This is a genomic window from Pyrobaculum sp. (assembly GCF_049971835.1).
Taxonomy (GTDB): Archaea; Thermoproteota; Thermoprotei; order Thermoproteales; family Thermoproteaceae; genus Pyrobaculum.
In genome coordinates this window covers 1-1,796 of record NZ_JBMFKV010000314.1, presented here as the reverse complement: position 1 = coordinate 1,796, position 1,796 = coordinate 1, and the positions used below count along the sequence as shown (strand labels likewise).

General features: G+C 59.1%; 3 protein-coding genes. All 3 read left to right on the top strand.

What is annotated here, in order from left to right; translation table 11 throughout:
• A partial coding sequence (locus ACP5J3_RS14110; RefSeq protein ID WP_428496261.1) for a precorrin-8X methylmutase occupies positions 1-838 on the top strand: 838 nt, incomplete at its 5' end.
• Positions 839-848: 10 nt separating this feature from the next.
• On the top strand, positions 849-1,568 hold the full coding sequence (locus ACP5J3_RS14105; protein ID WP_428496260.1) for a precorrin-3B C(17)-methyltransferase: 720 nt from the start codon (positions 849-851) through the stop codon (positions 1,566-1,568).
• A partial coding sequence (locus ACP5J3_RS14100) for a cobalt-precorrin-5B (C(1))-methyltransferase (RefSeq protein ID WP_428496259.1) occupies positions 1,555-1,796 on the top strand: 242 nt, incomplete at its 3' end. The genes ACP5J3_RS14105 and ACP5J3_RS14100, both read left to right, overlap by 14 nt.

Genomic DNA, 1,796 nt, shown 5'->3' with positions numbered 1-1,796 from the left:
ATACAATGAATACGCCGAGCCCAATTGGAGAGATCTAGTGGCGAGACACGACAGGGTAGTGATAGCCCTTGCCTTCCTAGGCCGTGGCAACCACGTGGTGAGGGACATCCTGGGGGAGCTGGGGGTTGAGCCGGGCATGTGGGCCATTTCTAAATTCGGTAACTGGGTCTACGTAACTCCGCCCCTCGGCGATTCTCCGCTGTGTTTTTCAGCTCTCTTGGCTAGGATCAGGCGGGCGCTGGGGGGCGGCGGGGTGGAGCTGAGGGTGGCGGAGCCGGAGGAGATAGACAACTCCTCCATGCGCTATGTGGCCGAGAGGCTCGGCCTAGACTTGGCAAATTGGAGAGATAGGCTGGTAGCCAGGGCGGTTTACGCCTCTGGCAACCTAGACGTGGCGCGCCATGTGGAGATAAGAGGAGAGGTGCTGGAGGCTTTTAGGGAGTGGCTCGGTGGGTCTGTTGCTGTAGACAGCAAGATGGTGAAAGCTGGCCTTAGATACCCGCCGGAGTCCACGTACGTCGCTGTGGAGGCCCCCGTCGACTCAGGCGGCTTGACTAAATCCTATGCCGGCATGACGTACTGGCTGAGTCGGCTTAAGTCGCCGGGGGCTGTGGTGGGCAATGCGCCAACCGCGCTCGCCGCCGTATTGGATCACTGCATGATGGGCGGCGAGCTCTCCTATATAATCGCGGCGCCCGTGGGTTTTACAAATATACATGTAAAGGATAAAGTTGCTGAATGCGCCGTGCCTTCCGTGGTGGTTAAAGGTACGTATGGAGGCTCCGGCGTGGCCGCCGCCATTTTCAACGAGTTGCTTGAACTTTCCCATGGCGGGTAAAATATATATAGTGGGGGTGGGCCCAGGTGGTCCAGATCTCAGGACGCCCGCCGCGGTGGAGGCCATAAGAAGGGCTGATGTGGTGGTTGGATACAAGACGTATATAAACCTCATAAGCGATCTGCTCCATGGGAAGGAGGTGTTCGCCGCCGGGATGAGGGAGGAGCTTCTAAGAGCCTCGGTGGCCCTGAAAAAGGCGTCTGAGGGCGCCACCGTGGCTGTGGTGTCTGACGGCGACCCGCAAGTGTTCGGCATGGCCCCCCTAGTTCTTGAGTTGATGAGCAGGTCGGGGGTCCATCTCAATGTTGAGGTGGTGCCCGGCGTAACCGCCGCCCTGGCCGCCGGGGCCCTCCTCGGCTCCCCCCTCGGCAACGACTTCGCTGTGCTTAACCTCTCGCCTTTGCTGACGCCGCGGGAGGTTATACTCAGGAGGGCTGAGGCTGTAGCTCTTGCAGACTACGTAGTAGCGCTCTACAACCCAATTGACGTAGATCTGCTTAAGGAGGTAATCTTAGTGTTTAGGAGGCACCGCGCCGGCGGGACTCCGGTGGGGGTTGTGAAGAACGCCTATAGGGAGGGGCAGAGGGTGTGGCTCACCACGCTTGATGAAATTGACTACGGCGTAGTCGATATGCGCACCACAATTATAGTGGGCAACAGCGAGACCTATGTCTGGAACGGCTTTATAATTACGCCTAGGGGCTACCACAGGAAGTATGCTTACCCTTAAGCGCTTCGGCATAACCACAGGCGCCGCCGCGGCCGCTGCGGCGAAGGCGGCGGCCCTCGCGGCTCGGGGCGTCGCCGTGGATAGGGTAACTATCCCCACCCCCATTGGGCTTAGGCTTGAGGTGGCTGTGGAGAGGGTTTATAGAGAGGGAGAGGTGTGGTGCGCCGAGGTTAAGAAATTTTCTGGGGATAACCCCGACGTTCTCGACGGCGTGGTTATAAGGGCGTG